The organism is Variovorax sp. 10N420, from assembly GCF_056394705.1.
On sequence record NZ_JBFTIJ010000017.1, the window covers coordinates 65,675 to 92,189 of the forward strand.

24 protein-coding genes are annotated in these 26,515 nt (G+C 64.4%); 15 read left to right on the forward strand and 9 right to left on the reverse strand.

Translation table 11 applies throughout. The features are described 5' to 3' along the window. Complete coding sequence (locus AC1DEK_RS27455; protein ID WP_478128477.1) at window positions 1–2,022, reverse strand: acetoacetate--CoA ligase; 2,022 nt, start codon at window positions 2,020–2,022, stop codon at window positions 1–3. Between the two features lie 151 nt (window positions 2,023–2,173). Between AC1DEK_RS27455 and AC1DEK_RS27460 the strand changes: the two genes are divergently transcribed. Together AC1DEK_RS27460 and AC1DEK_RS27465 are read left to right on the forward strand one after the other, a co-directional pair. Beyond that, entirely contained in the window at window positions 2,174–2,833 is a 660-nt protein-coding gene (locus AC1DEK_RS27460; RefSeq protein ID WP_478128478.1) for a peroxiredoxin, read from the forward strand. A gap of 17 nt (window positions 2,834–2,850) precedes the next feature. Beyond that, entirely contained in the window at window positions 2,851–3,891 is a 1,041-nt protein-coding gene (locus AC1DEK_RS27465; RefSeq protein ID WP_478128479.1) for an MBL fold metallo-hydrolase, read from the forward strand. 149 nt (window positions 3,892–4,040) lie between these two features. Here AC1DEK_RS27465 and AC1DEK_RS27470 read toward each other — a convergent pair whose 3' ends face one another. The 8 genes from AC1DEK_RS27470 to AC1DEK_RS27505 form a co-directional block, all read right to left on the reverse strand. After that, window positions 4,041–4,964 (reverse strand): hypothetical protein, encoded by a 924-nt coding sequence (locus AC1DEK_RS27470; RefSeq protein WP_478128502.1) that lies wholly within the window; start codon window positions 4,962–4,964, stop codon window positions 4,041–4,043. Between the two features lie 194 nt (window positions 4,965–5,158). Further along, the gene (locus AC1DEK_RS27475; protein WP_478128480.1) at window positions 5,159–6,025 is read right to left on the reverse strand and encodes a hypothetical protein; all 867 of its coding nucleotides are present in this window, start codon (window positions 6,023–6,025) and stop codon (window positions 5,159–5,161) included. Further along, complete coding sequence (locus AC1DEK_RS27480) at window positions 5,992–6,435, reverse strand: hypothetical protein (protein ID WP_478128481.1); 444 nt, start codon at window positions 6,433–6,435, stop codon at window positions 5,992–5,994. The genes AC1DEK_RS27475 and AC1DEK_RS27480 overlap by 34 nt, the downstream gene beginning before the upstream one ends. Before the next feature lie 149 nt (window positions 6,436–6,584). Next, window positions 6,585–7,019: a MaoC family dehydratase gene (locus AC1DEK_RS27485; protein ID WP_478128482.1), complete on the reverse strand. Its 435-nt coding sequence runs from the start codon at window positions 7,017–7,019 to the stop codon at window positions 6,585–6,587. A 2-nt stretch (window positions 7,020–7,021) separates the two neighbouring features. Next, window positions 7,022–8,302, reverse strand: coding sequence for a benzoyl-CoA 2,3-epoxidase subunit BoxA (gene boxA / locus AC1DEK_RS27490; protein WP_478128483.1), 1,281 nt, complete (start codon window positions 8,300–8,302; stop codon window positions 7,022–7,024). Window positions 8,303–8,440: 138 nt separating this feature from the next. Then, on the reverse strand, window positions 8,441–9,868 hold the full coding sequence (boxB, locus tag AC1DEK_RS27495; protein WP_478128484.1) for a benzoyl-CoA 2,3-epoxidase subunit BoxB: 1,428 nt from the start codon (window positions 9,866–9,868) through the stop codon (window positions 8,441–8,443). A gap of 133 nt (window positions 9,869–10,001) precedes the next feature. Next, window positions 10,002–11,672, reverse strand: coding sequence for a 2,3-epoxybenzoyl-CoA dihydrolase (gene boxC, locus AC1DEK_RS27500; RefSeq protein WP_478128485.1), 1,671 nt, complete (start codon window positions 11,670–11,672; stop codon window positions 10,002–10,004). 137 nt (window positions 11,673–11,809) lie between these two features. Then, a complete protein-coding gene (locus AC1DEK_RS27505) occupies window positions 11,810–12,742 on the reverse strand; it encodes a helix-turn-helix transcriptional regulator (protein WP_478128486.1) in 933 nt (310 codons plus the stop codon). A gap of 163 nt (window positions 12,743–12,905) precedes the next feature. On the opposite strand from AC1DEK_RS27505, the gene AC1DEK_RS27510 reads away from it, so the two are divergent. The 13 genes from AC1DEK_RS27510 to AC1DEK_RS27570 form a co-directional block, all read left to right on the forward strand. Then, complete coding sequence (locus tag AC1DEK_RS27510; RefSeq protein WP_478128487.1) at window positions 12,906–13,370, forward strand: 4-hydroxylaminobenzoate lyase; 465 nt, start codon at window positions 12,906–12,908, stop codon at window positions 13,368–13,370. Beyond that, window positions 13,367–14,920, forward strand: coding sequence for a 3,4-dehydroadipyl-CoA semialdehyde dehydrogenase (locus AC1DEK_RS27515; protein ID WP_478128488.1), 1,554 nt, complete (start codon window positions 13,367–13,369; stop codon window positions 14,918–14,920). Before AC1DEK_RS27510 ends, AC1DEK_RS27515 begins: the two co-directional genes overlap by 4 nt. Window positions 14,921–14,965: 45 nt before the next feature. Further along, window positions 14,966–16,516, forward strand: coding sequence for a benzoate-CoA ligase family protein (locus AC1DEK_RS27520; RefSeq protein ID WP_478128489.1), 1,551 nt, complete (start codon window positions 14,966–14,968; stop codon window positions 16,514–16,516). 44 nt (window positions 16,517–16,560) lie between these two features. Beyond that, window positions 16,561–17,337 (forward strand): alpha/beta fold hydrolase, encoded by a 777-nt coding sequence (locus AC1DEK_RS27525; protein ID WP_478128490.1) that lies wholly within the window; start codon window positions 16,561–16,563, stop codon window positions 17,335–17,337. Window positions 17,338–17,440: 103 nt separating this feature from the next. Then, window positions 17,441–18,607: an ABC transporter substrate-binding protein gene (locus AC1DEK_RS27530; RefSeq protein WP_478128491.1), complete on the forward strand. Its 1,167-nt coding sequence runs from the start codon at window positions 17,441–17,443 to the stop codon at window positions 18,605–18,607. Between the two features lie 139 nt (window positions 18,608–18,746). After that, on the forward strand, window positions 18,747–19,619 hold the full coding sequence (locus AC1DEK_RS27535; protein WP_478128492.1) for a branched-chain amino acid ABC transporter permease: 873 nt from the start codon (window positions 18,747–18,749) through the stop codon (window positions 19,617–19,619). A gap of 2 nt (window positions 19,620–19,621) precedes the next feature. After that, complete coding sequence (locus tag AC1DEK_RS27540; RefSeq protein WP_478128493.1) at window positions 19,622–20,584, forward strand: branched-chain amino acid ABC transporter permease; 963 nt, start codon at window positions 19,622–19,624, stop codon at window positions 20,582–20,584. 14 nt (window positions 20,585–20,598) lie between these two features. Further along, window positions 20,599–21,351 carry an ABC transporter ATP-binding protein gene (locus AC1DEK_RS27545; RefSeq protein ID WP_478128494.1) on the forward strand — a complete coding sequence of 251 codons (753 nt, stop codon included), beginning with the start codon at window positions 20,599–20,601 and terminating at the stop codon, window positions 21,349–21,351. 1 nt (window position 21,352) lies between these two features. Then, on the forward strand, window positions 21,353–22,054 hold the full coding sequence (locus AC1DEK_RS27550; RefSeq protein WP_478128495.1) for an ABC transporter ATP-binding protein: 702 nt from the start codon (window positions 21,353–21,355) through the stop codon (window positions 22,052–22,054). 56 nt (window positions 22,055–22,110) lie between these two features. Next, window positions 22,111–23,916, forward strand: coding sequence for a feruloyl-CoA synthase (locus AC1DEK_RS27555; RefSeq protein ID WP_478128503.1), 1,806 nt, complete (start codon window positions 22,111–22,113; stop codon window positions 23,914–23,916). 71 nt (window positions 23,917–23,987) lie between these two features. Continuing rightward, window positions 23,988–24,407 carry a surface-adhesin E family protein gene (locus tag AC1DEK_RS27560; protein ID WP_478128496.1) on the forward strand — a complete coding sequence of 140 codons (420 nt, stop codon included), beginning with the start codon at window positions 23,988–23,990 and terminating at the stop codon, window positions 24,405–24,407. A 214-nt stretch (window positions 24,408–24,621) separates the two neighbouring features. Then, window positions 24,622–25,344: an OmpW/AlkL family protein gene (locus AC1DEK_RS27565; protein WP_478128504.1), complete on the forward strand. Its 723-nt coding sequence runs from the start codon at window positions 24,622–24,624 to the stop codon at window positions 25,342–25,344. An 86-nt stretch (window positions 25,345–25,430) separates the two neighbouring features. Further along, on the forward strand, window positions 25,431–26,515 hold a 1,085-nt coding region (locus tag AC1DEK_RS27570; protein WP_478128497.1), incomplete at its 3' end, for a methyl-accepting chemotaxis protein.

Below are 26,515 nucleotides of genomic sequence, written 5' to 3' on the forward strand. Positions count from 1 at the left end.
TCATGCCGAAGCACTCTGCGCCTGGGCGTGCCTCGCGGCGAACGCCACATACCAGTCGAGGCTCCCCGGATTGGCCATCGCCTCCCGGTTCACGACCCGTTCGAGGGGTTGGCCCAGGAGCAGCTTTTTGATCGGCAGTTCCTGCTTCTTGCCCGAAAGCGTGCGCGGAATTTCCGCGACCTGATAGATGCCATTGGGCACGAAGCGCGGCGACAGCGAAATCTTGATGGCGTTGTTGATCTTCGCGCGCATCGCATCGTCGAGCGGCACGCCGTCGCGCAGCACCACGAACAGCGGCATGTAGCTTTCGCGGCCAAGGTATTCGAGGTCGACCACCATCGAGTCGAGCACCTCCGCAAGGCCTTCGACCGCGGTGTAGATCTCGCTGGTGCCCATGCGCAGTCCCTGGCGATTGATGGTGGCGTCGCTTCGGCCGTAGATGATGCAGCCGCCGTCTTCGCCGATCTTGATCCAGTCACCATGGCGCCAGACGCCGGGGTAGGTGTCGAAGTAGCTCGACAGATAGCGCGCGTTGCCTTCGTCGCCCCAGAAGTAGAGCGGCATGGACGGAATGGGCTGGATGCACACCAGTTCGCCGACTTCGCCGATGATCGGCTGGCCGGATTCGTTCCATGCCTCGACCGCCGCGCCGAGGAAGCGGCATTGCATCTGGCCCGGCACTTCGGGCAGTTCGCGGTTGCCGCCGACGAACGCTCCGCAAAAGTCGGTGCCGCCTGAAATGTTGTACCACCACACCGCCGGTGAACCTGCCGCGAGCACTTGCGCGGTGCCCCAGCGCTGCACGTCCTCAGCCAGCGGCGATCCCGTGCTGCCGAGCGCGCGCACCCGCGAGAGATCGCCGCAATCCTTTGCGACCAGGCCACCCTTCATGCAGTTGGCGAAATACGCCGCGCCCGCGCCGAAGAAGGTCACCTTGTGCCTCGCAACGAAGCGCCACAGCACGCCCCAGTCGATCTTTTCCCGGCTGCCCGCCGGATTGCCGTCATAGATGCAGATGGTCGCGCCGAAGGCGAGCCCCGAGAGTTGCGAGTTCCACATGACCCAGCCCGTCGAGCTGTACCAGTGGTAGCGCTCGCCGAAGTTGTTGGCGCTGTAGCTCGGGCCCAAGTCGTGGTGCAGACCGCACGCGTACATGTTGACGATGATCCCGCCCTGGCCATGCACGATCGGTTTGGGCAATCCGGTGGTGCCGCTCGAATACACGATCCAGATCGGATGGTCGAAAGGCAGCCATTCGGGCTCGAAGGCGGCGGTCGCGGCATCGTCGCGCGACGTCGCGCTTGTCCACTCGGCTTCGGCCTGCATCGGAGCCGCCGCGAAAGGCGTGCGCACCAGCACCAGCTTGCGCACGCTGGGCAATGCCTCGCGCAGTTCGCGCACCACGGCACTGCGGTCCAGCGGCTTGCCGCCATAGTGGATGCCGTCGACGGCGATCAACACCTTCGGCTCGATCTGCCTGAAGCGGTCGACCACGGCGACCGTGCCCATGTCGGGCGCGCACACGCTCCACACCGCGCCGATGCTCGAACACGCCAGAAACGCGACGAGCGTCTCCGGCACGTTGGGCATGTACGCGGCAACCCGGTCACCGCGTTCGACGCCGAGCTCGCGCAGCGTCAACGCGAAAGCGGCGACTTGCCGCCGCAGTTCGGGCCACGACATCTCGCGCACTTCGCCGAGTTCGTTCTCGCTGACGATCGCCGGCATGCCCGCAGCGTGTGCTGCATCGACGTGGCGGAACACTTCGCGCGTGTAGTTCACCTGCGCGCCGGAGAACCAGCGTGTGCCGGGCATGTGCCTGTCGGCGATGACGCTGGACGCCGCCGTCGGGGAGTGCATGCCGAAGAAATCCCAGATGCTCTGCCAGAACGCCGCAAGATCGGTGACCGACCAGCGCCAGAGGGCATCGTAGGAATCGAAAGAAAGGCCGCGCTCGTCGCGTAGCCAGTTCTGATATAGGCGAATCTGGGGAATGAAGGGTGCAGGTGTTGTCGGGTTCACCCAGCGAGCCTATCGCGCGCCGGCCCGGTCCTTCAATGCGGGTAAGCACAGAGGCGCTTCGCCGAGAGCAGGGTCACACGGCTTGTTTGTGTCATCAGATCGTGGTGTACTTTTGGGTGATCTGGCAAACCCATTTTTTGAAGGAGCGGACATGTCCCTGCGCATCAACGACGTCACCCCCGATTTCACGGCAAACACCACCCAGGGGCCGATCAAGTTCCACGACTGGATCGGCGACAAATGGGCCGTCCTGTTTTCGCACCCGAAAGACTTCACACCGGTTTGCACCACCGAACTTGGTTATATGGCGAAGATCGAGCCTGAGTTCACCAAGCGCAACGCCAAGCTGATCGGCCTGAGCATCGATCCGGTCGATGCGCACGACAAATGGGCCAAGGACATCGAGGAAACGCAGGGCTATTTGCCGAAGTACCCGATGATCGGCGACACCGACCTTGCCGTGGCCAAGCTCTACAACATGCTGCCGGCCGAAGAGCCCGGAACTTCCGAAGGCCGCACCGCGGCCACCAATGCGACGGTGCGTTCGGTCTTCATCATCGGTCCGGACAAGCGCATCAAGCTGATGCTGACCTACCCGATGACCACCGGCCGCAACTTCGACGAGATCCTGCGGGTGCTCGACTCGATGCAGCTCACGGCCGCGCACAAGGTCGCGACCCCGGTGAACTGGAAGAACGGCGACGACGTGATCATCGCCGGCTCGGTGTCCGACGAAGAGGCCAAGAAGCTCTATCCGGAAGGCTGGAAGGCGCCCAAGCCCTATCTGCGCGTGGTCAAGCAGCCGGGCTGATCGGCGCGGCCGCTCACATGATCTTCGAGCAAGTCCCCACCGGGGGTTGCCAGTCCTACCTGATCGGCTGCGGCGAGACTTGTGTGGGCGCGCTCATCGACCCGGAGCTGAGCCAGATCGACCACTACTTCGCCCTGGCCAGCCGCGACGGCGTGCGGATCCGCTATCTCATCGATACGCACACGCACGCCGACCATTTTTCAGCCACCAAGGAACTGGCCCGGCGGCTCGGCGTGCCGGTCGTGATGCATCGCGCCAGCCCCGCCCCTTTCGTCGACATGCGCATCGGCGATGGCGAAATGGTGGCCGTCGGCAAGCTGCGGCTGCAGGCGCTTCACACGCCCGGGCACACGGCCGATTCGATGTGCCTGAAGGTCGACGACCGGGTGTTTACCGGTGACACGCTGCTCATCGGCGGCACCGGACGCACCGATCTGCCGAGCGGCAACCCCGAGGCGCTCCATGACAGCCTCTTCAATCGCCTTTTGCAGCTCGATGCGGCCCTCAAGGTCTACCCGGCGCACGACTACAAGGGCCGCAGCCACTCCACTATCGGCGACGAGATCGCCAGCAACCCGCGCCTGCAAAAGCGCGACCGCGCCGAGTTCGTCGAGATGATGCGCAGCCTGAATCTCACGATGCCGACACATATCACCGAAGCGCTGCGTACCAACATGAGCGGCGGCAGGACGGTCGCGAGCCTCTTGGCCGAAGCCAGCGCGGCGGTGCCGTTCATGTCGCTTGACGAACTCAAGACGCGCGTCGAAGCCGTGGAGGACGACCTGATCGTGCTCGACGTGCGGGAGCGAGATGCCTACGAGGCAGGCCATGTCCCCGGCGCACGCCTGCTTCCGCGCGGACAGCTCGAGCTTCGCGTCAACCAGGACCTGCCCGACCCTACACGCCGCATCATCACTTGCTGCGAGCTAGGCTATATCTCGACGCTTGCAGCGGCAACGCTTCGCGCGATGGGCTTCCAGCGCGCGGTCGCGCTCGACGGCGGCATGAAAGCGTGGCGCGAATCCGGCTTTCCGCTGAAGCCGGGCAAGGAACCCTGAGCGGGATGCTCGCGATCCACGATCCCGCTCGAAGGAGACGACATGACACACCGAATCCTCACGCTTCTTCTCGTCTGCGCGACGCTGACAGCGCTTGCCGCTTGCGAGCCGAAGCCGCAGACGCCGAAGGCAGCAGCAGTCTTCGGCGCTCAGAACTGAACGCCGATCCCCGCCTGGATCAGATCGCCGTCGCGGTCGTACCGGGTCGCGAAGCGATTCCACGTCAAGCGCGCCAGCCAGCGTTGGCCGAACCTGTAGCTCGCCGAGACGGAGACCAGGCCTGAAATGCGACCGTCGCCCGTGGAATCGAAAGGCGAGTGATCTTTCTGGGTGATGGCCACATAGGGGCCGATGCCGGCGGCCAGGGTGAAGCGGTCGTTGAAGAACGCGCTCGTTGCCCATAGCTGCGCCGCAGCGCCATCGCGTCGCGCCTGGATGTCGCCGTCTTCATGGATCAGGGAGGCAGTCACGTCGAGGTGCGGAGCCAGCCCGTGCCGATACTCCAGCGAAGCAGCGGGCGACGACTGCGATCGATCGCTGTTCAGGATCGATGCTCCCAGCATCGCGGTCAATTCATTGCCAGTGACGTTCGACGTCCTCTCGATGGGGCCGTCCCGCGGTCCCGGCCTGTCAGGAGCGTCCAGTTGATAACCCACGCCGAACAGCAGTGCGGTGGTGTCCGGGCCACCGCTCACCATCACGCGATTGAGCTTCATCTCCGCGATCCAGCGGTTGTCGAAGTAGTAGGCAAGCCGCAGGCTCAGAACGCCGCCCCATCCATGGGCGTTGTCATAGCTCGGGAGGTACTGGGCCGTGATCGTGTCGAAGTAGCGGTAAGGGCCGGCGCCGGCCGAGAGTTCCAGGCGGTTCTCCGCCATCGGAAGTCGCGCCCAAAGTTGCAAGGTCTGACCGTCTCGATGGTGATACGAAAGATGACCTTCGTTGAGCCACGAAAAGCTCCATGCCGCGTAGGGGCCCAAGCCTTGGCGGTAGGCGCCTTCCCATGAATACGTACGCTCGCCCGAACTCGCGAGCGGCCCCGCAAGCAGGGACAGTTCCTGGCCGCTGGCCATCGAACAGCAGGCAAAGACGCCTGCGGCACCGAGCGATCGAAGCGGCTTCACAAATGGCTTCACGCGCAACCTCGATGCCAAGCTGGCAAATGAAGATGAATAGGCCAATGCGCACAAGCATACCGGCCGCGTGTGGGTTCGAAGGCCTCTCCTCGCTTCCCTGGCCTTGTCTGCCTCGCTTTACAGGCCCTGCCCTACAGGTCCTGCTTGTTCGGGGCGGTTTTTGCCAACTCATCCATGGCCGCTTGACGTCTTGCGCGAAGCCAGTGCCTGCGCCTCAGCAGAAAGACGACGGCGCCAATCGGGGCGCCGAAGTGCACGATATAAGGCGCGGCGGGTGCGGCCTTGGAGAAGCCTGCGCCGAGCAGCGAGACGTAGACGGGCGAAAAGTCCAGCGCCCCGGTGGTCCAGTTGAACGACCACTGCATCACTCCGACGCACACGAAGATGAGCCACGCCCATTTACGCCGCGGGATCGGCGTGCGGATGCACAGGACCAGCGCCACCAGCACCAGGACCGCAATTGCCACCGTGAGCACGAAAACGACATAGTGGCCGACGCTCTTTCCGGCAAAGGTGAATCGGTTGATGTTTTCGAGCGAATCCGCCAAGGGAGTGACGTGAACGCTCGTGACGGCGAGATTGCCGTTTCGGCGTTCGAGGTTCACGTTCGCCAGGAACCAGGCGCTCGGATAGCGATATTCGAATGTGAGATCGAAACGATCGACGTCGAACGCCTTGAACGTGAAGGCACCGACAACCCTGGTTTCTGTCGGCGCTCCGGGAGGAAATTGCGCTGCAACCTGCTGGAGCTTGGCGCGCACCTGCGGATCCCTGAGCGCCGGCGCAAGCCGGCTCTCGGCGGCGTCGAAGTCCGAAGCAGCGATCTGCGAGACAAACGCCTTGGCGAACGCGGTTTCTTCCTGGGGAGCCAGTTGATCGATCGCTGCCTGTTGGGCGCAACCTGCCAGCAGCAGCAGGGCGAGGGCGCCCCACCAGAAAACGCGCAACCCTCGGCGAGACACGTTCAGCGAGCGGTCGACATCACCGTCGCGCGGCACCGCGGCCGCTCTTGCGGGGCCAGCAGTGCGCAATTGTCCAGGGCCCGCCGCTGCATGTCGCTCAGGTTGCGCTGGGGCGGTGCGTCATATCCGCGGTGGTATCCGTAGCCGGGCGCAGGCCTGTACTCCGGCGGCGGAGCGTAGTAACCCGGAGGCGGTCCGTAGTAGACGGGTGGTGGTGGCCGTTGGTAGTAGACGGGCGGAGCGGGTTGATAGTAGACCGGCGGCGGTGCGACGTAGGCAGGCTCGGCCGGGACCACATAGGCCGGCTGGGGCTGGTAATAGCTCGGGCCGCCGAACTCGACGCCGACCGACACTTCGGCACTGGCGCTGGCCGCAGCCGAAAGGGCAGCGACGGCCACGGTGGCCGACAGGGCCCATTTGACAAACGCGGTGCCAATCAATCTCAAGGGGAGTCTCCGAACAAGGGCGAAGGCCCTGTGGTGATGGATGAAACGCTCCAGCGGCAATGCCGGTGGACATGCTGACATTCTGTGACGTATCGCAAGGAATCCGATGCAGGACATTCTCGCGTACTGCGCGAGTCGTCTTCGCCCTGCTAGGGAAGGCGAAACAGGCTCGTCGCTTCCAGATCCAGCACAGGCAGTTCGCGCTGGTTGATCAACCTCCAGCGCCAGCGCAGGATGCCGAGCGTCGGGCGCTTTTCGGAACGGCGCACCTCGACGACGTCAGCGATCAGCCGCAGGCTGTCGCCGGGGCGCACCGGATTCGGCCACTTGAGATATTGAAGTCCCGGCGATGCGAAGGACTCGGACCCGACGAGTGCGGCATCGGTGACGAGGCGCATCGCGATCGCGCTGGTGTGCCAGCCGCTCGCAATCAACCCGCCGAAAGGGCCGTCGGCGGACTGCTGTGCATCGGTGTGGAACCACTGCGGGTCATAGGCCCGCGCGAACTGGATGATCTCCGCCTCCGTCACCACGTAGGGGCCGGCCTCGATGACCTGTCCGTCGTGGAACTCGGCGAATTTCATCGTCAGTAGGTCTCCAGGTGCAGCCGGCCTTCGCGCTTGAGGCTGGCGCCCAGCGTATCCCAATCAAGGCCGGCATCGGACGCCACGTCCCGCAGCGCCAGCACCACGCCTTCTTCCATGCTCTTGAGGCCGCACACATAGAAGTGGCTTTGCCCGTCCTTCAGCAGTTCGACGAGGTCGGCTGCGCGCTCGCGCATCATGTCCTGCACGTAGCGCTTGGGCTGGCCGGGCGTGCGAGAGAACGCAAAGTTGATGTCGATGAAATCCTTGGGCAGCGTTTGCAGCGGGCCAAAGTATGGAAGCTCTTGCTGAGTGCGCGCGCCGAAGAAGAGCATCAGCTTGCCGCCTTCGAACTTGCCGCTCTTGCGCAGGCGCCGGCGCCACTCGGTCATCGCGCGCATGGGCGCGCTGCCGGTGCCGGTGCAGATCATCACGATGTGCGACTTCGGATGGTTTGGCATCAGGAACGATGCGCCGAACGGACCGATGACCTGCACCTTGTCGCCGACCTTCAGATCGCAGACGTAATTGCTGCACACGCCGCGCACCGGATTACCCTGGTGGTCCTGCAGCACGCGCTTCACGGTCAGAGAGACATTGTTGTAGCCAGGCCGCTCGCCGTTGCGCGGGCTTGCAATCGAATACTGCCGTGCAAAGTGCGGCTTGCCACTGGCATCGAGACCCGGCGGGATGATCGCGATCGATTGCCCTTCGAGCACGGGGAACGGCATGGTGCCGAAATCGAGCACGATGTGGTGCGTCTGGTTTTCGTAGCCCGCTTCGGTGCAGTTGAAGTTGCCGACCACGGTCGCGGTCGTGGGGCTCTTGGGCGGAAAAAGGTTGGTGTAGGCGTGCGCCGCCGACCACGGTGGCACGGTCGCGCCATACTGCGCCGAATTGAACACCGCTTCGCCCGGTGCCGCAGGCGGCTGCGGAGAAGCGGCGGGCACCTGCACCAGCATTTGCCCGTCGCCCGCCGATGCGACGCCTTCGGCTTCGAGCTGCTCCGGCGTGAGTTCGGCTGGCAGTTCGTCCCACGTCAACTGCTCTTCGATCGAATAGGCACGCGTCACCGGCATCGTGCGCCAGTTGTCGATCGAGCCGGTCGGGCAAGGGGAGATGCAAGCCATGCAGCCATTGCACACGTCGGCACGCACCACGTAATTGCGGTCGTCATGCGTGATCGCGTTCACCGGGCAAGTCGCCTCGCAGGTGTTGCACCGAATGCAGATCTCCGGGTCGATCAGGTGCTGCTTGATGACATTCACTTCAGCCAAATCCATCTGGTTGTCTCCTTCCTTGTCACCACCGCTGCTTCCAGAAACACCGCGGAACCGGCTTTGCCGGGCCGCCGGTGTTGCCCCCGGCCAGGGGGTTGGCGTAGCGACACGAAGTGCGCGAAGCCTGGGGGCGAGCTCAGTTCAGCCGAACCTTACATATTCGAAGTCGACCGGTTGGCGGTTGATGCCCATAACGGGGGGTGCAATCCAGCCGGCGAACTTGCCGGGGTCGACCACACGGCCCATCAACGATGCCACGAAAGCGAAGTCTTCGGGCGTCGGCAACCATTCGCTCTTCTTGGCAGCCCACTCGGCTTCGTTCACGACGCGGCCTTCGGGCGACATCTTGATGCCGGCGAGGGCGCCGATCTGGCGATTGAATGCCTTGTGGGGCACGGTCAGGCGAGTCGGGATGCCGGCCTTTTCGAGAACCTTGTTCCAGCGCGCAACGCCGGCGACGGAGTCCTTGATGAAGTCGTCGCGCAGCACTTCGTTGAGCGCGTTGAGCATCGGCACGTCCTTCTCGACGAGCTGGCCGTTCTGCACTTCGAGCACCTTGTAGGTCTGGCCCTTGAGGACGTGATCATCCGTGCGCTTGCCTTCTTCGTAGCGGCCCTTGAGGCCCGAGCTGTAGAAGGTGGCAGCGTTGCTCGACTGGTCGGCGCCGAAGAGATCGATGGTCACGCTGTAGTGGAAGTTCAGGTAGCGCTGGATGGTGCCGAGATCGATGGCACCCGCGGCGCGCACCTTCTGCGGGTCATCGGTCTTGAGCTCGTTCATGACCTGCGCGGTGCGCTGCAGCACGCGCGACACGCCGCTTTCGCCGACGAACATGTGGTGCGCTTCTTCGGTGAGCATGAACTTGGTCGTGCGCGCCAGCGGATCGAAGGCGCTTTCCGCCAGCGCCGACAACTGGAACTTGCCGTCGCGATCGGTAAAGTACGTGAACATGAAGAACGCGAGCCAGTCCGGCGTCTTCTCGTTGAAGGCGCCGAGGATGCGCGGGTTGTCCTGATCGCCCGACTGGCGCTGCAACAGCGCCTCGGCTTCCTCCCGGCCGTCGCGGCCGAAGTGCTTGTGCAGCAGATAGACCATGGCCCACAGGTGCCGGCCTTCCTCGACGTTGATCTGGAACAGGTTGCGCAGGTCGTACATGCTCGGCGCGGTGAGCCCCAAGTGCCGCTGCTGCTCGACCGACGCAGGCTCGGTGTCGCCCTGCGTGACGATGATGCGGCGCAGGTTCGCGCGGTGCTCACCGGGCACGTCCTGCCAAGCCTTCTCGCCCTTGTTGTCGCCGAAGTGAATTTCGCGGTTTGGGTCGCCCGGGTTCAGGAAGATGCCCCAACGGTAGTCGCGCATCTTGACGTGGCCGAACTGCGCCCAGCCTTGCGGGTCGACGCTCACCGCCGTGCGCAGGTAGACGTCATAGTTCGTCGAACCATCGGGACCGACGTCGTCCCACCAGTTGATGAAGTTCGGCTGCCAGCCTTCGAGCGCGCGCTGCAGCGTGCGGTCCTCGCCCAGGTTGACGTTGTTGGGGATCTTCTCGCTGTAGTTGATCGTGCTCATGACGGGGGCCTTTAACGGTGGAAGGACGGTTGAAGAAGTTTTCGCGAAACACCGCGGAACCGGCTTCGCCGGGCCGCTGGTGTTGCCCCCTGGAAGGGGGTGGAGAGCGACACGAAGTGCGCGAGCCTGGGGGTCATACCCTGTTCAAATCGAAACCGGCTTTCTCGCCGGTGCCATACACCTTGAGGGCACCCTTTTCGCCCACGGCGTTGGGACGATTGAAGATCCAGTTCTGCCACGCGGTAAGCCGGCCAAAGATGCGCGTAAGCATGTTTTCCTGGCTCGGGAATCGCAGGTTGGCTTCTAGGCCGGTGAGCGCGTCGGGCGACATGGCCACACGCTCTTCGATCGCGATGCGGATTTCGTCGTTCCAGTCGATGTCGTCCGGCGCCATCGTGACCAGACCGAGCTTCAGTGCCTCGTCCGCGTCGAGCGCCTTGCCGGCTGCCGCGCGGGCGGCTTCCATCGGCGCGGTTTCTTCATAGAAGCGGCGCTGCAACCTGCTCTGGTCGTTGACCATCGGGAAGTAGCCGAAGTTGAACTCGTTGAGCGTCAGCGTCGGGGCCTTGTCGGCATCGTCGGGCAGCGCCAGCATGTAGGCACGATCGGCGGCAAAGGCGATTTCAGCGAGCGTGCCCGCGAAGCAGGAGCCGGATTCGATCAACGCGAAGAGGCTGCGCGAGGAGACATCGAGGCGCGCCAGCGTCCGGCGCAGGGCACCGATCGTTTCGCGCACCAGCCAGTGGTCCTTGTGGGCCAGCATCGTCGCGTCGCTCGCCGATACGGCTTGGGCGTCGCCTTCGGTCTTCAGCAGCCAGGTGCCGATGTCGAGCTCGTTGGTGCGCATGCAGAGGATGGCGTCGTCGAGTTGACGAGCCATCGCGAGCGGCCACCAGTTGACACCGGCCGCTTCGATGCCTGCGATGTCAGTCGGCTGCGCGCTCTTGGGTGCCTTGACGGTGAAGGTGGCTGTGCGGCGGGCACGATCGATCTCGACGGTGACGTGCTCGTAGCGCAGGCTGTCGGGACCGTCTTCGCGCTCCACGCGGGTGAGGCTCACGCCCTTGCCATTCGCCGGGCGGTCGCTGGCTTCGGCGAGTTTGGCGGCACGTTCTTGCACGGCAGTGCCGAATTGCGCGGGCTTGGCAATTGCATCGACCAGACGCCATTCGACGGCACGCTGGCCACGCACGCCTTCGACGCTGGTGCAGAAGATGTCCGCGAGGTCATGGCGCACGTGGCGCTTGTCAGTCACGCGGGTCAGGCCGCCAGTGCCTGGCAGTACGCCGAGCAGCGGCACTTCGGGAAGCGAGACCGAAGAAGAGCGGTCGTCGACCAGGATGATTTCATCGCAGGCCAGGGCGAGTTCGTAGCCGCCGCCGGCGCAGGCGCCGTTCACCGCTGCGATGAACTTGAGCCCGGAGTGCTTGGACGAGTCCTCGATTCCGTTGCGCGTCTCGTTCGTGAACTTGCAGAAGTTCACCTTCCAGGCGTGACTCGACACGCCCAGCATGAAGATGTTGGCGCCGGAACAGAAGATCCGGTCCTTGGCGCTGGTGACGATGACTGAGCGCACCTCGGGATGCTCGAAGCGCACCCGGTTCAGGGCGTCGTGGAGCTCGATGTCCACGCCCAGGTCGTAGCTGTTGAGCTTGAGCTTGTAGCCGGGACGAATGCCGCCGTCTTCCGCGATGTCGAGCGACAGGCGGGCCACGCTGCCCTCGACGCTCAATTTCCAGTGACGGTACTGCGTGGGATCGGTGCGGTAATCCACGCGGGCGGGGTGGGCAGCGGTTTCAGCCATGACGGTCTCCTTGGGATCTTGCAGATGGGACATCTTGAACAATAGTGCATTTGCCTATCGCCATGACATGCATCATGCTGCATGTTTTCACGCCAGTCAACCTTGGAATGAATTTATTACAGCGGGGGGCGCCGGACTCAGCCTTCGCGGCTGATCGACTCTCGGACGGTGTCGCGCAGCAAGTTGAAACTCTCGGCCAGGTCGTGCCCGGTGGTGTCCACGCTCAGGTCCGCCTTCGAATAGAAAGCCGCGCGGCCGCTCAGGATTCGCCGCAGATCGTCCATGGCCTCTTTGCTCGCCGCCATGGGCCGGGTGTCGCCCTGCGCGGCGACGCGGCCCATGTGCTCCTCGGGGGCGGCCTGCAGCCACACTGTCGTGCAGTGCGCCAATAGCTGGTTGAAGGTGGCGGGGTCGGAGACGATGCCGCCGGGCGTGGCGATCACCACTTCGCTGTAGATCTGGACCGCTTCTTCGAGAGCACGCCGTTCGTAACGGCGGTAGGCATTGGTGCCGTAGAGATCATGGATTTCGCGCACGCTGCAGCCGGCGATCTTCTCGATTTCGCGACTCAGCTCGATGAACGGCACATCCAGATCATCAGCAAGCATCTGCCCCAGCGTGGATTTGCCCGCCCCGCGCAATCCGACGAGCGCGATGCGCCGGTGCCGCGCCGGATCACCAGCGGCGGTGCCCAGCAGTTCGCCGAGGGCAATGCGGGCGCGTCGCAGGTCGGCTTCACTGCGGTGCTCGAGCAGTTCGCGGATCAACAGCCATTCGGGCGAGGTCGTCGTCACGTCGCCGACCAACTCGGCCAGCGAGCATTGCAGCGCGCTGGACACCTGCTGCAGCACCAGGATGGAAGCGTTTCCGATGCCGTATTCCAGATTGGCCAAGTGGCGCTCGGACACGTCGGCCGCCTGCGCGACGGCCTTGCGGGTCAGGCCGCGGCGTGCGCGCAGGTTGCGCACTCTTTCGCCCAGCGCGACCAGCAGCGGGTTCTTCGCGTCCTCCTCTTGCAGAGGCGCATCGGATGGCGCGGTCAACACCACGTCGTCAGCTCGCTCGTTCATGACTCTCTTTCGCTGTTCTGGTGGATCGCACTCGGGGTTAACACCCATTCATGCACTATATTGCTTGACACTCTGTCGCCCGGTGCTTATGGTTCATACACAGGCAAGATACTGCACACAGCCGATTGCCGCAAGTTTGTTCCCACACACAAAGAAACGCCCCATGTCCAAACAAGACTTTCACCAGCTCGTCGCCGACGTGGCGACGCAGATCGCTGGCCGTCCGCTCGATCAAGATCTCGATCTCTGGCTCAACACCCATCACGGCGCTGGCAGTCCCACTTATGAGGGCCTGAAGCAGGCCTGCGTCGGCGGCGTCGAGGAAGGCTGGCTGTGTGAGCGCGAAGGCGGCGGCATCCGCTACGGACGGGTGTTCAAGGCCGAAGACGCATTGAACCGATTCTCGGTCGACGTCGTGGACATGCGCGACATTGCCGGGCCGCATCACACGCACCCCAACGGCGAGATCGACTTGATCATGCCGCTCGAGGGCGACGCGACATTCGACGGGCGCCCCGCGGGCTGGTGCGTCTACCCGGCAGGCAGCGCTCATCGCCCCACCGTGGCGCAGGGCCGTGCGCTGGTTCTCTATCTCCTGCCCGAAGGGCAAATTCAGTTCACCCAATGACCGAACTTCTCTCCAATTACGTGGCTGGCCGCTGGCAAGCTGGCACCGGCGCGGGCACGCAACTGTCCGATCCGGTGCTCGGCACTGAGCTGGCGCGCGTCGATGCAAGCGGGCTCGACCTGGCCGATGCTTTCCGCTTTGCACGTGAAACCGGTGGCGCTGCGTTGCGCGCCCTGACCTATCGCGAGCGCGCAGGCTTGCTCGCTGGCATCGTGAAGGTGCTGCTGGCCCACCGCGACAGCTATTACGAAATCGCCACCGCGAACTCCGGCACGGTGAAGAATGATTCGGCGGTCGACATCGACGGCGCCATTTTCACGCTCGGCCAATACGCCAAGTGGGGCGATGCGCTCGGCGACGTGCGCGCGCTTCGCGACGGTGAGGCGGTCAAGCTGGGCAAGGAACCGCTGTTCCAGTCCCAGCATCTGCAAGTGCCGACGCACGGGGTCGCACTGTTCATCAATGCATTCAACTTCCCGTCGTGGGGCTTGTGGGAAAAGGCCGCGCCCGCGCTCCTGTCCGGCGTGCCTGTGATCGTCAAGCCCGCCACTTCCACCGCCTGGCTGACGCAGCGCATGGTGCGTGACGTGGTCGAGGCCGGCGTGCTGCCGGTGGGCGCCTTGTCGATCATTTGCGGCAGCTCCGCCGGGCTGATGGACCAGCTCCAGGGATTCGACGTGGTGTCGTTCACAGGCTCCGCGGAGACGGGCGCCGTCATTCGTTCGCACCCTGCAGTCGCCCAGCGCTCGGCACGCGTCAATATCGAAGCCGACAGCCTCAACTCCGCCCTGCTGATGCCGGATGCGGCTCCAGGCTCCGAGGCATTCAACCTGCTGGTGCGCGAAGTGGTTCGCGAGATGACGGTCAAGGCCGGCCAGAAGTGCACGGCCATTCGCCGCATCCTCGTGCCGGCGGCGCTCTATGACGCCGCGGCCGAAGCCATCAGTGCCAAGCTGGCTGGCATCACGGTGGGCAATCCCCGCAACGAGGCGGTGCGAATGGGTTCGCTGGTCAACCGCGCGCAGCTCGATGCCGTGCGCGAAGGCTTGGAATCGTTGAAGACGCAAGCCAGCGTTCTGCACGACGGCACGCAGAAGGCGCTGGTCGATGCCGACCCCGCGGTCGCCGCCTGTATCGGCCCGGTGCTGCTGGGCGCGCGCGATGCGGACGCGGCCGACCGCGTGCATGAGGTCGAAGTGTTCGGCCCTGTCGCCACGCTGCTGGCCTACCGCGATCTCGATCACGCCATTGCGCTTGCTCATCGCGGCCAGGGATCGCTGGTGACTTCGATGTATGGCGCCGACGATGCGGCGCTGGGGCCGGCTGCAGTGCAGCTTGCAGGCAGCCATGGCCGCGTTCACGTGATCACGCCCGAAGTGGCGCAGGCGCAGACCGGCCACGGCAACGTCATGCCGATGTCCCTGCACGGCGGCCCCGGCCGCGCGGGCGGTGGAGCGGAGCTCGGCGGCCTGCGCGCGCTGGATTTCTATCACCGGCGCAGCGCGGTGCAGGCCAGCCCCGGCGTGCTGGCGCAGCTCGGGCTTCAGTAGCGCGCAGCCGGCATCTCGAATCACGACGAACCCGAGGAGACAAAGATGAGCCTGCCCGACACATTCAATTTCGCCGAGCACCTGTTCGCGGTCAATCGCGAGCGTGCGCAGAAGACCGCCTATGTCGACGATCGGGGCGCGCTTGGCTATGGCCAGCTCGAGGACCGGGCCCGCCGGCTCGCCGCCGCACTGCTCGCAGAGGGCGTGCGGCGCGAAGACCGCGTGCTGCTGTTGATGCTCGACACCAGCGACTGGCCGGTGAGCTTTCTCGGATGTCTCTATGCCGGCATCGTGCCAGTCGCTGTCAACACGCTGCTCACCGCCGACGACTACGCCTACATGCTGGCAAACAGCGGCGCCACGGCGGCGCTCGTGTCTGGCGCGCTGCTGCCCGTGCTGCAAGAAGCGATGGGCAAGGCACCGAACGAAGTCCGCACGTTGTTCGTGTCGCAGCCCGAAGGCCCCTTGCCCACCGGCACACACAACTTCGATTCGGCCATTGCGGCGCGCGAGCCGTTGACTGCGCCTGCCGCGACGTCGCCGCGCGACCACGCCTTTTGGCTCTATTCCTCGGGCTCGACCGGCAAGCCGAAGGGCACCGTGCATACGCACGGGAGCCCCTGGTGGACAGCAGAGCTTTACGGCAAGCCCGTGCTGGGCCTGACGGAAAACGACGTGTGCTTCTCGGCCGCGAAGATGTACTTCGCCTACGGTCTTGGCAATGCGCTGACCTTTCCGCTGTCGGTCGGGGCGACGGTGCTGCTGATGGCCGAGCGGCCGACGCCCGACGCGACCTTCAAGCGCTGGACAGGCGCGCACAAGCCCACCGTCTTCTTCGGCGCGCCGACCGGCTTCGCGGGCATGCTCGCGTCCCCTCGCCTTCCGCCGCGCGAGGCCGTCGCACTGCGCATGTGCTCCTCAGCGGGCGAGGCGCTGCCGGGCGAGATCGCACAGCGCTTCAAGCAGCACTTCGGCTGCGAGATCGTCGACGGCATTGGGTCGACGGAGATGCTTCATATCTTCATCTCCAACCGGCCCGGCGACATTCGCTATGGCACGACGGGCAAGCCGGTCGAAGGCTATGCCATCGAGTTGCGCGGCGAAGACGGCAAACCCGTTGGCGTTGGCGAAGTCGGCGACCTCTATATCAAGGGCCCGAGCACGGCCGTCATGTACTGGGGCAACCCGGAGAAGAGCGCCGAGACTTTCCGCGAAGGCTGGACCAAGAGCGGTGACAAGTATTCGCGTGACGCCGACGGCTACTACACCTACGCGGGGCGCAGCGACGACATGCTGAAGGTCAGCGGCATCTACGTCTCGCCCTTCGAGGTCGAGGCCACGCTCATGCAGCACCCCGCGGTTCTGGAGGCCGCGGTGATCGGCAAGGAAGACGCCGACGGGCTGACCAAGACCAAGGCCTACGTGGTGTGCAAGGAAGGCCAATCGGTGTCCGAAGACGAGCTGAAGGCGTTCGTCAAGGAACGCCTCGCACCGTACAAATACCCGCGCTTCATCGAGTTCGTCGAAGAGTTGCCGAAGACCGCGACCGGAAAGATCCAGCGGTTCCGCCTCCGCGAGCGGGAGCAGCAGGCGTGATACCCGAATCCCGATTCGCCGCCATCCAGTGGCGGGGAAAACACGTGCGCATCGAATACGTGCGCATCGCACCTGAACGGACCCATGCGCCACTGCTCGTCTTCCTGCACGAGGGGCTCGGCTCGGTATCGATGTGGAAGGATTTCCCCGAGCGGCTGTGTGAGGCCGGCGGATTTCGCGGCCTTGTGTTTTCGCGCCCCGGCTACGGTCGTTCCACGCCGCGCGATGCCGATGAAGTGTGGGACGTCGACTTCATGCATCGCCAGGCACACGAGGTGCTGCCGGCCTTCTTCGACGCCATCGGCCTCCACGAAAGCCCTTGGCTCTTCGGGCATAGCGACGGCGGATCGATCTCTCTTCTGTACGCTGCGCGCTTCCCTGATCGCGTCGCCGGACTGGTCGTGCTGGCGCCGCACATCTTCGTGGAGGACGTGACCGTCGCCAACATCGAACTCGCCCGGCAGGCCTATCTGGAAACCGACCTGCCGAAGAAGCTGGGCCGCTATCACGATGAAGTGGACTCGGCCTTCTGGGGCTGGAATCACATCTGGCTCCATCCGCCCTTCCGTCAATGGAACATCGAAGAGGAGCTGGACGGCATTCGGTGCCCGGTTCTTGCTATCCAGGGAATCGACGATGAATACGGGACGCTCCGCCAGATTCGCGGGATTGCCGAACATGTGCCGCAAACAAGGCTTGTGGAGGTGCCGGACTGCGGGCATTCCCCGCATCGCGATCAACCCGAAACGGCGATAGTTGCGACCGTTTCTTTCGTGAATGAACACTGGGAAACGCAGGGAAAACGCTTGGTTGAGAGATAAATAGTTTAGCTATAAAGTATTGTCGCCTCGCGCATCGGCGGACGCACCCTGGAAAACGGACCGGCAGGTCGCAACCCACTGAATTTTCAACAAGGAGTCATCCATGAGCACCCGCATCGCACGCACCACGCTGACAGCCCTCGCGCTGGCCTGTATCGCCACGCTCGGACACGCCCAACAAGGCAAGCTGAAGGTGGGCATGATGCTTCCGTACAGCGGCACGTACGCGGCGCTCGGCGTGGCGATCGAGAACGGCTTCAAGCTGCGCATCGAAGAACAGGGCGGCAAGCTCGGCGGCCGCGAGATCGAGTTCGTGAAGGTCGACGACGAATCCGATCCCGCCAAAGCGACGGACAACGTCAACAAGCTCATCAAGCGCGACAACGTCGATGTCATCATCGGCACCGTGCATTCCGGTGTCGCCATGGCGATGGCCAAGGCCGCCAAGGAAAGCGGCACCGTGCTGATCGTGCCCAATGCCGGCGCCGATGCCGTGACCGGCCCGATGTGCGCGCAGAACATCTTCCGCAGCTCGTTCTCCAATTGGCAGCCCGCCTATGCGATGGGTGACGTGGCCGGCAAGCAAGGCAAGAAGAAGGCCATGACCATCACCTGGAAGTACGCGGCGGGCGACGAGTCCGTGGCGGGCTTCAAGGAAGGCTTCGAGAAGGCCGGCGGCAAGGTCGAAAAGCAACTCACGGTTCCCTTCCCGAACGTGGAGTTCCAGGCGCTCCTGACCGAGATCGCGGCAGCCAAGCCGGACGTGGTGTATGCCTTCTTCGCGGGCGGCGGCGCGGTCAAGTTCGTCAAGGACTACGCTGCGGCCGGTCTCAACAAGACCATCCCGCTCGTCGGCCCCGGCTTCCTGACCGACGGCACGCTCGAAGCGCAGGGCGAAGCCGCGCAAGGCATGCAGACCACCCTGCACTATGCAGACGGCCTGAACACGCCGCGCGACACCAGCTTCCGCACCGCCTATGCCAAGTCGTTCAAGCTGCAGCCCGACGTCTACGCGGTGCAAGGCTATGACGCGGCCCAGATGCTGGCGGTCGGCCTCAATGCCGTGAAGGGCGACATCTCGAAGAAGGCCGAATTCGCGGCCGCCATCGAAAAGGCCAAGATCGACAGCCCACGCGGCACCTTCACGATGAACAAGGCGCACAACCCCGTGCAGGACATCTACCTGCGCAAGGTCGAAGGCCACGAGAACAAGCTGGTCAACATTGCCGTGAAGAACCTGGCCGACCCGGCCCGCGGTTGCAAGCTTTGACTCGCCCCCAGGCTTCGCGCACTTCGTGTCGCTTCGCCTACCCCCTACCGGGGGCGACGCCAGCGGCCCGGCAAAGCCGGTTCCGCGGCGTCTCCCGGATGGGCGCTGACCCTCAACGTACTTAACCTAGAACTGCGACGTGGACTTCGGTACCTTTCTTGTTCAGTGCTTGAACTCCGTGCAGTACGGGTTGTTGCTGTTCCTTGTTGCTTCCGGCTTGACGCTGATCTTCGGCATCATGGGCGTGATCAATCTCGCCCACGGAAGCTTCTACATGCTTGGCGCCTACATGGCGTTCGCGCTGTCGCCGCTCTTTGGTGACCAGTTCATCGTGATGCTCGTGGCGGGCGTGGTGCTCGCCGCGGTGTTCGGCTACGCGCTGGAGTGGGCCTTCTTCAGCTACCTGTACCAGCGCGATCACCTGCAGCAGGTGCTGATGACCTACGGCCTGATCCTCGTCTTCGAGGAGCTGCGCTCGCTGCTGGTGGGCAACGACGTCCATGGCGTGAAGGCGCCACCATGGCTGGACGGAAGCTTTGCCCTGGGCGATCTCATGAGCTATCCCTGGTATCGGCTCTTTGCTTCCGCAGCGTGCGTGTTGCTGGCGGTCGGCCTGTACTTTGTGGTCAACCGCACGCGGCTGGGAATGATGATCCGTGCCGGCGCGAGCAACCGCGACATGGTGCGCGGGCTCGGCATTGACATCCGCAGGCTCTACCGGATCGTGTTCGCAGCCGGCGTCGCCTTGGCTGCGCTGGCCGGCATGATCGCTGCACCCATGTCGTCCGTCTATCCAGGCATGGGCGCGAGCGTGTTGATCATCTGCTTCGTGGTGGTGGTGATCGGCGGCATCGGCTCGATCACCGGCGCACTGGTCGCCTCACTGCTGGTGGGCTTCGTCGACACCTTCGGCAAGGTGTTCTTCGCCGAGCTGAGCGGCATGGGTGTGTATGTGCTGATGGCGATGGTGCTCATCTGGCGCCCCGAAGGACTCATGGGGAAAAGGCTCTGAGCATGCAACGCGCTTCCTTCTTTCTGCCGCTTGCCTGCGCCATCGCATTGGCCTTGCTCGGCCCCATCCTGAGCCCCTATGTCTCGGACTTCGTCGTGAAAGTGATGATCCTTTCGATCTTCGCCTTGAGCCTCGAACTGCTGGTCGGCATGACCGGACTCGTGAGCCTTGGCCACGCGGCGTTCTACGGCATTGGCGCTTACGCGACGGTGCTCGGCTCGGGGAAGGACGGCGGCTCTATCGCCTTCCTGCTCCCACTCGCGATGGGCTCCGCCGCCGCCTACGCACTCGTCGTCGGTGCTCTGAGCCTGCGCACGCGCGGCGTGTACTTCATCATGGTGACGCTGGCCTTCGCACAGATGGCCTTCTTCGTGTTTCACGACACGGCCTTTGGAGGCGGCAGCGACGGCATTTACATGTACATCCGCCCTGCCCTCGGCGCGCTCGACATGGACAACGGCCGCGTCCAGTTCTATGTTGTGCTGGCCGCGCTCATTGGCACCTACGGCTTTCTCGCGCTGATCCGGCGTTCGCGCTTCGGTGCAGCGCTGGCCGGTATTCGCGTCAACGAGCAGCGCATGCGCGCCGCAGGTTTTCCGGTGTATGGCTACAAGCTCGCGGCCTTTGTCATCGCGGGTGCGCTGGCGGGCTTGGCAGGCTTCCTGGTGGCCGCGCGCGACGGCGTCGTCAACCCTGAACTGCTGGCTTGGCACAACTCGGGCGAGGTGCTGCTGATGATCATCCTGGGCGGTCTCGGCCATCTGCGCGGCGCGGTGATCGGCGCGATCGCTTTCACCCTGCTGAAGGAACTGTTGTCGACGCAAGCGCTGGTTGGCCCGATCGCGGATCACTGGCAGTTGACGCTGGGCCTTGCCATCATCGCCTTCGTCGCGCTGCTGCCCAAGGGCATCATCGGCATCGCGTCGCGGCTCTCGCCGGCACCTTCGCCAAGAGGTGCGCCATGAGCACGGAGGCCCGCATGAGCACGAGCACCTTGCTCGCAGTCGAAACACTGACTCGCCGCTTCGGCGGACTGGTGGCTGTCAACGCGGTGACACTGGACCTGCGCCGAGGCGAAGTGCATGCGGTGATCGGCACCAATGGCGCCGGCAAGTCCACGCTGATCAACATGCTCTCGGGTGAGATCAGCGCATCGGATGGCCGCATTTCGCTCGACGGCGAGGACATCACGGGACGCGCGCAATTCCGCCGCGCGCTTGCGGGCGTGGGCAGAAGCTATCAGCGCACCACGATTTTTCCGGAGTTCACGGTCCTGGAGAACTGCCGCCTCGCCGCGCAAGCCGCAACGCCGCGGCCATGGGCGATCTGGCAGTCGTCGCGGCAGTGCGCCGACAGCAATGCAGCCGCGCGCGAGTCGCTGTCCGCCGCCGGCCTCAATGCCGTCGCCGAACGCATCGCCGGTACGTTGAGCCACGGTGCCAAGCGGCAACTCGAAGTCGCGATGTGCCTGGCCACCAAACCGCGCGTGCTGCTGCTTGACGAGCCGCTCGCGGGCATGGGCGCCGAAGAAACCGAGCGCATGCTGGGTCTGCTGACCAAGCTCAAGACTTCGCATGCGATCCTTCTCGTCGAGCACGATATGGATGCAGTCTTTCGCATCGCGGATCGAATCACGGTGATGGTCAACGGGACCGTCATTGCGACGGGCGACCCCGCATCGATCCGGCAGAACCCGGACGTGCGCACAGCGTACCTCGGCGAGGACCACTGAGATGCTTCAAGTCGAAGGCCTCAATACCTATTACGGCGACAGCCACATCCTGCGCGGCGTCGATGTCGAAATTCCTGCCGCCACTTCAGTCGGGCTGCTCGGCCGCAACGGCATGGGCAAGACCACGCTCATCCGCTCACTGATGGGCTATGTGCGTCCGGCCTCGGGACACGTGCGTCTCGACGGGCAGGAAGTCACGGCATGGCCGCCGGAAAAAATGGCGCGCCGCGGCATCGGCTACGTGCCCGAAGGCCGCGGCATCTTCCCCAATCTTTCCGTGCGTGAAAACCTCGTGATGAGCGCGCGCCCCGGCATCGACGGCAGGCGCGACTGGACCTTCGACCGTGTGATGGCGACCTTCCCGCGGCTGACGGAGCGGCTCTCGCACGGTGGCCAGCAGTTGTCCGGCGGCGAACAGCAGATGCTTTCGATTGGCCGCGCGCTGATGACGAATCCGCGCCTGATGATCCTTGACGAAGCAACCGAGGGCCTCGCGCCGCTGATCGTGACCGAGATCTGGCGCGTGATCAGCGACATCCGCGCCACCGGTATCGCGACACTGATCGTCGACCGCGATTGGCGCAAGGTTCTGTCGCACACCGAGCGGGCCGTCGTGATGGAAAAGGGCCGCATCGTGCGGCATGGCGCGTCGGCCGAGCTGCTGGTTTCGCCGGCGGTGCTCGAGGAATTGCTTGGCGTGTAGGCGCCGTCGCGAAGTACTCCGCCGCAGAGGCGAGTTCGGGAGACAAGACAATGACGATGCGCGATTTCTTCAACGACGAAACCCAGCTCGCGCCACCGCGCACGGTGCGCATCGATTTCGACGACGGCTCTTTCGCGCTGCGCTCGCCCGTCGCGCTCAAGCCTTACGCACGGTGCATCGGCGAATGGCTCGAGCGCTGGGCGCGCGAGACGCCGGATGCGCTTGCCCTGGCGGAACGCGATGACAGCGGCGAAGGCTGGCGCACTCTCGACTACCGCGGCTTGCGCCGTGCAGTCGGCGCCGTCGCGCAGGGCCTGCTGCATCTGGGCGTGCCGAAGGGCCGGCCTGTGGTGATCCTGTCGGACAACGCCATCGATCACGCGGTACTGATGCTTGCCACGCTGCACATCGGCCGCACCGCATGTTCCCTGTCCAGCGCCTATTCGCGCATGGCCAAGGACCCGACGCGGCTGCACGGCATTTTGCGTGCGCTGGATCCCGCGCTGATCTACGCGTCCGATGCGAAGGTGTACGGCCCGGCGTTGGCTGGCTGCGGGGTCGATGCGGTCACGGTGTTCAGCCGCCACGCCGACACGCACTCGGTCGCGCAAGCCTTCGAGCGCCTGATGCAGACCGTCGAGACGCCCGCGGTCATGCAGGCTTTCGAGGCCATCGTGCCGGACGACCACGCCAAGTACCTGCTGACCTCCGGCTCAACGGGCCGGCCCAAGATCGTGATCAACACGCACCGGATGCTGTGCGCCAACCAGCAGATGATGACGCAGACCTGGCGTTTCCTCGAAAAGGAAAAGCCGGTGCTCGTCGACTGGCTGCCCTGGAGCCACACCTTCGGCGCGAACCACAACCTGAACATGGTGCTGTGCCACGGCGGCGCGCTCTATATCGACGAGGGGCGGCCCGCGCCAGGGTTGATCGAGAAGACGCTGCGCAATCTGCGCGAGGTTCGGCCGACGCTGCTCTTCAACGTGCCGCGCGGCTTCGACATGCTGCTGCCATTCCTGGAAGCCGACGAGGCGCTGGCGGCCGAAGTACTGTCACGACTGAGGCTGGCGTTCTACGCGGCCGCCGGGCTGGCGCCATCGACATGGAAACGGCTCGAAGCGGTGGCGCAGCGCGCGCGGCCTTCGCGTCCGCTGTGGCTCACGACATCATGGGGCGCGACCGAGACTTCACCCGCCATCACCTCGGCGCACTGGCAGCTGGACGGCGCCGGATGCATCGGTGCGCCGCTGCCCGGGCTCGAGTTGAAGTTCGTGCCCAACGGAGACAAGCTGGAGATGCGCGTCAAAGGCGTATCGGTGTTCCCCGGCTACCGCAACGCACCACGCGAAAGCGCCGAAGCCTTTGACGAAGAGGGCTACTACCGCATCGGCGACGCCGGTTACCTCGCGGATGCGCAACGGCCCGAGCGCGGCGTGATGTTCCACGGGCGTGTGGCGGAGGACTTCAAGTTGTCCAGCGGGACCTGGGTGTCGGTCGGCACGCTGCGCGTCGACCTGATCTCGCGCCTCGCCCCCTTGGCGCAGGACATCGTGATCACCGGCCATGACCGCGCCGAGGTCGGCATGCTGGTGTTTGCCAGTCCACAGGCTGCGGCGCGACCACGCGAGGACTTGCACGCCGCGCTGCACCGCGTGATGCGCGAGTTGCAAGAGGCAGGCGCCGGCTCGTCCCAATGCCCGGTCCGCGCGCTGGTGCTCGACGCACCGCCCGACATCGACGCCGGAGAGATCACCGACAAGGGCTACATCAATCAGCGTGCCGTGCTTTCCCGGCGCGCCGCGGAAGTCGATCGCCTTCACGGCGAGCCGCCCGATCCTCGCGTCGTGCGCGTAAATTGAGGGTGCGATTCGTCAGTGCACCGCAAGGCAGCTGGCTAGAATCTGCGCGATTGCCAGCATGAGGATTGGAATTGAGAAGGTGGCTTTTGTTGCTCAGCCTCGCGGGTTGCGGCGCCCAGGCAGAGAACCAATGGTTCACCGTGACCGGCAATCCGGTTGACGCGTCGGTCGACACCGTGCAGGTGAATCCCGTCGCCACGAAAGCCGAAGGCAATCTGCGGACCATGACCGTGCGCGTCAGCCGCAAGGAGCAACGCTTCAACTGGGAAAAGACGCCTTACCGTTCGTACGAGTCGAGCGTGCTGTTCGACTGCCGCGCCCGCAAGGCCAACTACATCTCCGCCACGTTCTATGCGGCGCCGCTTTGGCAAGGCCCGGCCGGCAAGACGATCAACCACGGGAACAGCCCGCCTCCGATGCTGTTCCGCGATGCCGACCCCAACCCGACGAATCGCATCATCCGGGCAGCCTGCCAGGTCACGGCAGGCTAGCCGGCGGTAAGCCGCAAAACAAGTGGCCGAAAAAAAACGGCCCGCACGAGGCGGGCCGAACGATCCCTCTTTGCAGAAGATCCCTGGAGAACCAGCCTCTTTATCGGCCGCGCCGCTGAAAAGTTGAGGACAGGGGATGGGAAGTGTGCGCGTGCTCACGAGGCACCGTATCCTATCGACCCCCAAACCACTGAACTCTTCTTTCTCTCTCATGATGAAGACAAAACTGTTTGCGCTGGCGGCTGTTGCCGCGCTTGGATCGGGCAGTGCCCTTGCGCAAAAGGCTGGCGACTGGCAAGTCGGCGCCGGCTGGTTCCATCTCTCCCCCCAGGACTCCAGCGAGCCGCTGACCTTCACCTCGCCGGTCCACACCGTCGTGCCCGGCTCCGGCGCCAGCGTGAGCAATTCAGACACGCTGGGCCTCAACGCCACCTACTTCGTCGATAGCCACTGGGCCGTCGAAGGCGTGCTTGGCATCCCGCCGAAATTCAAGCTCGATGGCGTCGGCACGCTGGGCCCGATCGGCGAACTCGGCGAAGCGCGGCAGTGGAGCCCCACCCTGCTCGCCAAGTACTACTTCAACGAAGGCGAAGCCAAGTTTCGACCGTACGTCGGCCTCGGCGCCACTTACGTCTGGTACAGCGACGTGAGCCTTACGCCCGGGCTCCAGGGCGCCCTGGCCAATCGCATCGGCATCCCGGCAGCCGCGTCGTCGACCACGGCCAAGATCGACAGCAAGTTTGCGCCGGTGTTCAACGTGGGCGCCGCCTATCAGTTCGATGCGCATTGGGGCGTGTCCTTCTCGGTGTCCTACATTCCGCTGCGCACCAAGGCCAATCTGACGACGACGGCGCTCGGTGTGCCCGTTGCAACGAGCGAATCGAGCCTGAAGCTCAATCCGATCGTTCCGTACCTCGCGCTGACGTACAAGTTCTAAGCACCGGAGCGCCGGTCCCCTCAAGTTCTTCGGTTTCCAGCCGATATGCGTTGGCGCACTCCTTCGCATCTTCTGGAATCACGATCATGTTCTTGAGCAATATCTCGATTGGCAGGCGCCTGGCCTTTGTGCTGGGTGCCATTCTTGCCCTCTTTCTCGCAAGCAGCGTCTTTGCCGTACTGAAGCTGCGTGAACTTGGCGTGGAGATTGACGGCATGGTCAATGACAGCGTCAAGACCGAGCGCGCCGGTTCCGACTGGCTGCGCCACACGACCTCGGGCGTGCAGCGGGCAGCCGCCATTGCCAAGAGCAGCGATTCGAGCTTGATCGCCTATTTCGCGCCGGCGACCGCGGCTTCGATCAAGGAAACCAACGAGCTGCAGAAATTCATCGAAGGCCAGATGAACAAGCCCGAAGAGCGCGAGCTCTTCGAGAAAGTCGGCGAGCTGCGCAAAGCCTATCTCGCCGCGCGCGAAGAGGTCAGCAAGCTCAAGCTGGCTGGCGACCTCGAAGGCGCCGACAAGGTGTTCACCTCGCGCTTCGAGCCAACCTCGGTCAACTATCTCGCGGGCGTGCAGCGCATGGTGGACATGCAACGCGCAGAGTTGGATGCGGCGGCGCAGCGCGGCCAGAACCTCCGCGCGCAGACGAGCACGCTGCTGACCGTCTGCACGGCGATGTCTCTCGCGCTGGGCAGCTTGCTGGCCTGGCTTCTCGCACGCAGCATCACGCGTCCGCTGCGAAAGGCCGAGACAATGGCGCAGGCCATTGCCGCGATGGACCTGACGGACACAGCGCAAAGCAGCTATGCCAACGACGAGACCGGACGGCTGCTGCGCGCCATCGATGCGATGCGCTCGGCGCTGCACACATCACTGCATCAAGTTCAGGACGTGGTGGTGAACGTCTCCACAGCCAGCACACAGATCGCCACGGGCAACCAGGACTTGTCCTCGCGCACCGAAGAGCAGGCGAGCTCGCTGGAGCAGACCGCCGCTTCGATGGAAGAGCTCACCTCGACCGTCAAGCAGAACGCCGACAACGCGCGCCAGGCCAATCAGCTTGCGGTGTCCGCTTCCGAAGTGGCGGTCAAGGGCGGCAGTGTCGTCTCGCAGGTGGTCGACACGATGGGCTCCATCAATGCATCGTCGCGCAAGATCGTGGACATCAT